The sequence below is a fragment of the Sulfolobus sp. B1 genome, from assembly GCF_007050195.1.
In the GTDB taxonomy this organism is placed as follows: Archaea; Thermoproteota; Thermoprotei_A; order Sulfolobales; family Sulfolobaceae; genus Saccharolobus.
Window position 1 is genome coordinate 1 of record NZ_QIMI01000089.1, and the last position, 7,019, is coordinate 7,019.

Genomic DNA, 7,019 nt, shown 5'->3' on the forward strand with positions numbered 1-7,019 from the left:
TTTGAGAGAAAAAAACAAAACTGCAGTAATCGATGCGGATGCTCTAAAAGCTATAAAAGGATATGAACTATATAATAAGGTTGTTATTACTCCGCATGCTGGAGAGTTCAAAATATTCTTTGGGGAGGAACCTAGTATTAATATGAGAGAGCGGATAAATCAAGTTGTTAGAAATGCTGAGAAGTGTAAATGCACTGTATTATTGAAAGGTTATATTGATATAATCAGTGATGGAAAGAGGTTTAAGTTAAATAAGACCGGCAATCCTGGAATGACAGTAGGTGGTAGTGGAGATACGTTGACCGGAATAGTAGGAACTCTAATGGCTCAAAGAATTGAACCATTTATCGCAGCTTACTTAGGAGTATTTATAAATAGTTTTGCTGGTACGTTAGCCTATAATAAATTAGGTGCCCATCTAGCACCTACTGACATAGTAAATGAGATACCTAATGTTATAAATAATCCGTTAGAAGCGTTCAAGAAGAAGGTTTATAAAAGAATACTAGAATAAAAAAGGTATTTAAGGGAAAACTTTCTAACCCTTAGATTTCTTTATAATTTCTAAAGACTTATCAGCATGTTCTTCTGCTCTCTTAAGGTTTCTTAAGATTTCTATTATCTTCCCGGATTCGTCTATTATGAATGTAACCCTTTGCGCACTTGTTCCTTTATCATTTAACACTCCATACATTTGAGTTATCATCTTATTATCGTCAGCCACAATAGGAAAAGTTGCACCATATTTTTCAGCGAATTTTCTTTGAGTATCTATCTTATCTACGCTAACACCTATAATTTCCGCGTTTAAATTCTTAAACTCTGAATAGAGTTGTACAAATCTCTGTAATTCTCTCGTACAGCCACTTGTAAACGATTTAGGATAGAAATATAATATAACCTTTTTACCTCTGAAATTAGATAACTTTATCTTACCTATTGTTGAATCGGCTTCAAAGTCTGGAGCATCTTCTCCGGGTTTCATGATTTTAAGTAGGATTCAGATTCCTTAAAAAGATTTAGATTAAGAAAGTTTTTAACTGAAGACGGAAAAGTTCTTGAACAAATGAGACTAATACCGCGTACTATGTCTACACAACATCCTGATAACGCTAAAGTACCAGAGTGGGCTAGAAGCGAAATAATAGAAGGGGAAGACGAGGTTAAGGAAGCATATTTAGCGTATAGTATGTATGGAGTTCACGAAGTAATGTGGGATGCTGAAGGAAAAGACGTGGATACTCATGTAGTAAGAAAATTACTAACTAATTACACCGATTATTTTAGAGAACACATACTCGGAAAAGATGTATTTTTAACCTATAGGCTGCCTAATCCAAGAGTTGAAGGAGCAGATAGAAAAGTATTTGCTGAGACAATGGAAAGCATTCCTATAACTTATGATTTAGCAAAAAAATTCTATGGAAATGGTATTACAGTACCCGTTTTTGAGGTAATTCTCCCCATGACTACTGACGCTTTAGAGCTGATAAGTGTAGTAAAGTACTATGAGAAAGCCGTAGCTAATGAAGAAGATATAGAGCTTTATGATGGAATAAGAGTAAGGGATTTAGTAGGTGACATTTATCCTAAAACGATAGAAGTAATTCCATTAGTAGAAGATATCGATTCGATGCAAAATATTGATAAGATTATAGCGGGATTTTATAAGGTAATTAGACCAAAATATATTAGAGTTTTCTTAGCAAGATCAGACCCTGCTATGAATTATGGAATGATTCCAGCAGTATTATCTGTAAAAATAGCCTTAAGTAAGTTGTATAAACTGTCTGACTCCCTCAATCTAAGCATCTATCCTATCATTGGAGTTGGTTCACTACCCTTTAGAGGACATTTATCACCAAGAAATTATGAATACGTACTTAGGGAGTATAAGGGAATTTATACTTTCACAATCCAATCTGCCTTCAAATACGATTATGACTTAGAGGAGAGTAAAAAAGCAATTGATTACATAAATAACTCTAAAATTGCTATGCCAGATAAGCTAAGTGAAGAAGAGGAAAGGATATTAGTGAAAATTTCAACACTATTTACACAAAGATATCAGCCGATAATAGAAAATCTAGCTAAGCCTATTAATGATGTTGCATTATTATTACCAAGGAGAAGAGCCAGAAAGCTTCACATAGGTTTGTTTGGATACTCGAGAAGTACTGGTAAAGTTACACTTCCTAGAGCAATTTCTTTCGTGGGCTCACTTTATTCTATAGGAATACCTCCAGAGATAATTGGAATCTCAGCCTTAGATAATTTGAGTGAAGAAGAGTGGGAAACCTTTAAGAGGAATTACGTATACTTTAAACACGATATCGAAAGAGCTGCTAGATTCTTCAATTGGGATTCATTTGAATTAATTAAATCAATATGGAACGTGAATAATGAAATAATAGATGAGATCAAAAAAGACGTTAATTATGCTCAAGATGTTTTAGGAATTAAAGTAGGAGGTTCTGATTATGAAAGTAGAAAACACATCCTTTTATCTTCTCTATTTTTACTGTCTTTAAGAGAGAAAATTCATCAAGAATCAAAGAAATACTTATATGAAATGGCATTAATTAGAAGATCTTTGGGATGAGAATATTAGTTAATGGTTTATTACCAAATGACTCTGGAAAGACAACTTTTTCATTATCTCTAATAAGATTGTTTCGTCAAGTAGGCATTGAGCTATTTCCCTTAAAGCCTATGGCAGGACATAATGCTTGGTACAGTTTTAACACTCTGATAAGAAGTGAGGAATTAGGTGCTCTAGCTGGCAATGATGCGTTAAAATATTATGACGAAACTAAAAAGGACATTAGAAAAATAAATCCGTTTGCCGTTCTTTTCATTCCAATAGACTTAGAAAAGTTAGGGTTTAACGTATCTTTATATAACCTAATGATGGATTATGGATTTCCATATTTAATTCGATTCAGCGATTGTATAACTGGTATAGACAGCTATTTTGTCAACTCTAACGCAGAACTATATTCACCTAAACCTTTATTACGCTTCATAAATAACTTATCCTTAAAATTTAACGCTAGATCCTCCAATAGCTTAAGGCAACTTATAGATTCTTCTCCATATAACATAGATGTTTGTGTAGAAATCACTTTCAAAGAGAATGAAAATGTGATAATTGAAAGTTACAATGACTCATCTTCACCCACAAATAGGTCTGCTGATGTTGATTATGTATTCATAGTATCGCCTGCTAAAGCGTTTTTAGTTAAGGGTGACGAATTTAAAAAGGCACTATCTTTATACTCAATTCCTCCATGGAATGTAAAAGTATCAAGTTTAATTAAATATCTAAAAATAGAGAAAAGTTTTGAGATAGACATAGGCGAAAGTATCGCTAAGGAGGAAATATTAGACTGGACTCTTAAATCTTGATATCTTGATAGGCAAGTCCTTTTTCTGGCTCATAAACCTTACCTATGTGTCTTAAGACTGATACTACTACACCTAATCCTCTTTGAACATCCTTATCACGAAAGAGCCTATACAGTTCCCACAAGCTGGTTACCGGTTGAACATTTTCTACTTTTAACGCTTCTCCAGTAGCTGATACTAGCCAAGTGTAATATTTAAAGTTACGAAGGTCAATTTTAGATAAATCATTAGCTATTTCCTTCCAATTATTTAGCAAGTTAAGTGTAAAATCATTAACCAATCCATTTATAATGTTCCCTAAAGTATTCTCGTCTTTAATAATTCCTCTTATCACGTCTAGAATCCCAACCTTGTTAAGATCCTCCATTAGACTTAATATAGTATTTATAGTATTTAGCATATCTTCTGTAGTCAAATTATTTGCTAAGGCTAATATGGAATCCCATCTTGAAACAATGTTTAAAAGATTATCATTAACAATTCCGTTTATGATTTTACCCAAGTATTTCTCATCGCTTAAGATGCCTTGTAATAAATCAATTAAACCTATTTTCTTTGCCTTATTTGCAACATCAACCAATTGAAGAATGACGTCTAAGTTTTCATCATCGAGTAAAAGTTTATTTAATACATTCAACAATTTACCAGAATTTAAAAAGAAATTCAACATCTCATCTGATGTTATCATACTGACTATTTTCCCAAACGTTTTTTCATCTTCTAATATACCTTTTACTAAATCTACTAGGCCTAATTTGTCAATATCTATCATTACTTCTAAGACTTTATTAGTAACGTTTAGTTTTTCATTAGCTAATAAAGAATCTAATTCTATTATATTCTCGGTCATCTAAAAATTCACCAACTCGCTAGGAACTTTTCTAATGCCATATCCCCTTTAGTCCACATGAAATATTTTGTAAATAGCTCCTTCTTTAAATGATTTATCGGAGATGGATCAGCAATTGACGTATTACCCTTATACCATGTATCATCCTTCACTGCAACACCAAAACCTTCAAATGGATTATCAGCAACACATACGATAGTGGGATAATAGCTATCAACTTTTATATCAACTCCTAACCTTCTAGCTAAATGTTGAGCTGCAATATTTGCAGTTTTAACTGCCAAATATCCTAACTTTGGAACTGTAATCGAATTGGAATCTCCAACAGCATAAATATTGTCATACTTTATTGAAACCATGTTCATATCTGTTGGCACAAATCCACCATCATCAATTAGATCCTTTGTGGAATTCTTTAACGCCATGTTACCCGTATAAGGCGGTATTAAGATAGTTAAATCAGCCTTAATAGTCTTTCCAGACTCGTCTAATATCTCGTTCTCTCTTATTTCCTTAATTTTGAAATTATCTACTAGCTCAATTCCCATTTGCTTATACATCTCTCTTACTATCTTCCTAGAGGTAGTGGACAAATCGGATAAATACTCGCCAGGAGAGAATATTACAAATTTCACCTTATTAGCTAATCCTCTTTTTTTAAAGTAACCGCTAAGCATTAAGCTCATTTCGAATACTGGACCTTCACATGCTGCATCGGCTAAAGGAACATAATTCTCTGGCACTTTAGGCTTTGGATTCTTACCTTGATAGAAATATCCAGAGCCTATTGCTATCGTTCCACCTTTAAAATCCTTAAGTCTTTCTCTCAATTTCAAAGCGTAATCTATTTCGCATACACTATAACCGTATGTATCCCATCCCTTAACTATCTCAGTAGATAGATGTGCGCCTAATCCAATTATCAAATAGTCATAATCTTCTTCCGCTTTATTACCATCAGGTTTAGTATAATAAACTAAACCGCTATCAGCGTCAATTTTCTCAACTGTTCCCTGCTGGAACCTTATTCCCTTTTCTGGTAATGCTTTAGTTAGGTCTATTCTAACATCCTCCTCATCCATTACGCCTACAGCTACATGAGGTAACGCTGGTCGGAAATACGTGAATCTTGAATTGTTTATAACTTTTATTTCCGCCTTACTTCCTATTAGTCTCCTTAATGTGTATGAAGATGTTAAACCACCGAATCTAGCTCCTAATACCAGTATCTTAGTCATGTTTATCCTTTTTAATATTTAGATTCATAGTTTATATAATTATCTTCAAATTAACTAAATTAATGATTTAGCTTTAATGCTTATCTGTTTATTTATTTCTAATTATTTAAAACGTAAAAAAGCTTATAACTTTTCAAACAGAAGAGATTATGATATGTATCAATTAAAAGATAAATATGTCGAGATAAAAGGAAAGAGGATACACTTCATAGAGGAAGGTAACGGTGATCCCGTACTCCTGTTTCATGGAGCAAGGTTTAATGCTTATACATGGCACGAAACTGGTACAATCAAATCTATAAGCGATAACGGTTTTAGGGCAATCTCTGTGGACTTTCCAGGTTTCGGAAAGTCAGAGAATGTACAAGGGTTAAAGCTCACTGAATTCATAAAAACATTTATGGATAGCCTAGAAATCGATAAGGCTAATTTATTGGGAGCTTCCATGGGAGGCGAAGCCGTATTAGGCTTTTCGGTTGACTATCCGAATCTAGTCTCTTCCCTTATACTGGTAGGAGCAGTTGGGGTAAAAAATTACGAGAATAGTTTAGATAAGATCTCTGAAATACCTGTTCTTCTTGTATGGGGTTCAAATGATACAATATCTCCAAAATCTAACTATGAACTTCTTCTAAAGAAACTTAAAAATGCAAAGCTAAAAATCATAGGCAGGAATCATGCATGTTATCTAGATAATCCTGAAGGGTTCAATAACACTGTAGTCGAGTTTCTAAAGGGATTAAAAAATGGTAAATGAAAATCAAGAGATATTACAGCTTAAAGAGAAACTTAAAATACTTTTAAAAAATGATGTAAGATACTTGACTATTTTAGAACATTTAAAGAAGGCAAATATTGATTATGGAAAATCAATTATGTTAAATACAAAAATAAACTTAGAAAGTATAATGAAACTTCTTGATGATTTAGAGAAATTAGGCTTAGTCGAAAGAGTCCATGGCGCTACACTGAAGAATACTGAAGCAAAGTTTAAGCTAAGTTCAGAAGTTCATAAACATCACACTTATTACACTTTAACTAGAGAAGGAGATCATCTATTAAGATATTTGACCGATGAGAAAACGATAATTGAGACATATATCGATATACTAAGAGATGACAATTTTGCCTTAAATCTTTTAAGGTATGCTGAAGAGCTTAATGCAGATCATGCATTAACTTATGCTAAGTTATTACATAAAAGATTAGAAGATACTATTCAAAAAATCGAGGAATTAATCAGAATTGGTCTTATTGAAGAGAAAAACTCCAAAATCATAAAATTTGGAGAAAGAAAAGCAAAACCTAAGAAAGAAACTAGAACTCATCATAAATACTATGGATTGACTAGGATGGGAGAGTTAGTTGTGAGAGAAATGAAAAGAAAAGGTATCTTACCCAAGTAAACGCTTAACCTTGTCGATTGTATCATTAATTGACTTATAAATAGATTGATTTACTATGATATCGAAGTTTTCCGAAACTATCTTATCTACTAACTCGCTTAATTTTCTCCTCACAAC

The 7,019-nt window shown here is 32.9% G+C and carries 8 protein-coding genes; 5 read left to right on the top strand and 3 right to left on the bottom strand.

What is annotated here, in order from left to right; all coding sequences use genetic code 11:
• Positions 1-514: NAD(P)H-hydrate dehydratase (locus DMP16_RS06800; protein WP_143577010.1), on the top strand; the 514-nt coding region annotated here is incomplete at its 5' end.
• Between the two features lie 24 nt (positions 515-538).
• On the opposite strand, the gene DMP16_RS06805 is transcribed toward DMP16_RS06800, so the two are convergent.
• Positions 539-985, bottom strand: coding sequence for a peroxiredoxin (locus tag DMP16_RS06805; RefSeq protein WP_069283923.1), 447 nt, complete (start codon positions 983-985; stop codon positions 539-541).
• 81 nt (positions 986-1,066) lie between these two features.
• Between DMP16_RS06805 and ppcA the strand changes: the two genes are divergently transcribed.
• Both ppcA and DMP16_RS06815 read left to right on the top strand, forming a co-directional pair.
• Positions 1,067-2,602 carry a phosphoenolpyruvate carboxylase gene (gene ppcA / locus DMP16_RS06810; protein ID WP_069283922.1) on the top strand — a complete coding sequence of 512 codons (1,536 nt, stop codon included), beginning with the start codon at positions 1,067-1,069 and terminating at the stop codon, positions 2,600-2,602.
• Positions 2,599-3,408, top strand: a complete 810-nt coding sequence (locus DMP16_RS06815; protein ID WP_069283921.1) for an ATPase — start codon at positions 2,599-2,601, stop codon at positions 3,406-3,408. Before ppcA ends, DMP16_RS06815 begins: the two co-directional genes overlap by 4 nt.
• Here DMP16_RS06815 and DMP16_RS06820 read toward each other — a convergent pair.
• Together DMP16_RS06820 and DMP16_RS06825 are read right to left on the bottom strand one after the other, a co-directional pair.
• Positions 3,398-4,258 (bottom strand): DUF1641 domain-containing protein, encoded by an 861-nt coding sequence (locus DMP16_RS06820; RefSeq protein ID WP_083216389.1) that lies wholly within the window; start codon positions 4,256-4,258, stop codon positions 3,398-3,400. The genes DMP16_RS06815 and DMP16_RS06820 overlap by 11 nt on opposite strands.
• 8 nt (positions 4,259-4,266) lie before the next feature.
• Entirely contained in the window at positions 4,267-5,496 is a 1,230-nt protein-coding gene (locus DMP16_RS06825) for an FAD/NAD(P)-binding oxidoreductase (protein WP_069283920.1), read from the bottom strand.
• Positions 5,497-5,650: 154 nt separating this feature from the next.
• On the opposite strand from DMP16_RS06825, the gene DMP16_RS06830 reads away from it, so the two are divergent.
• Positions 5,651-6,253, top strand: a complete 603-nt coding sequence (locus DMP16_RS06830) for an alpha/beta hydrolase (protein ID WP_069283919.1) — start codon at positions 5,651-5,653, stop codon at positions 6,251-6,253.
• Entirely contained in the window at positions 6,243-6,902 is a 660-nt protein-coding gene (locus tag DMP16_RS06835) for a DUF2250 domain-containing protein (protein WP_069283918.1), read from the top strand. Before DMP16_RS06830 ends, DMP16_RS06835 begins: the two co-directional genes overlap by 11 nt.
• The last annotated feature ends 117 nt before the right edge of the window (positions 6,903-7,019 follow it).

Coding starts and splice junctions, on each gene's coding strand:
- DMP16_RS06805 (WP_069283923.1), bottom strand. CDS start 985: ATGAAACCCGGAGAAGATGCTCCAGACTTTGAAGCCGATTCAACAATA.
- ppcA (WP_069283922.1), top strand. CDS start 1,067: ATGAGACTAATACCGCGTACTATGTCTACACAACATCCTGATAACGCT.
- DMP16_RS06815 (WP_069283921.1), top strand. CDS start 2,599: ATGAGAATATTAGTTAATGGTTTATTACCAAATGACTCTGGAAAGACA.
- DMP16_RS06820 (WP_083216389.1), bottom strand. CDS start 4,258: ATGACCGAGAATATAATAGAATTAGATTCTTTATTAGCTAATGAAAAA.
- DMP16_RS06825 (WP_069283920.1), bottom strand. CDS start 5,496: ATGACTAAGATACTGGTATTAGGAGCTAGATTCGGTGGTTTAACATCT.
- DMP16_RS06830 (WP_069283919.1), top strand. CDS start 5,651: ATGTATCAATTAAAAGATAAATATGTCGAGATAAAAGGAAAGAGGATA.
- DMP16_RS06835 (WP_069283918.1), top strand. CDS start 6,243: ATGGTAAATGAAAATCAAGAGATATTACAGCTTAAAGAGAAACTTAAA.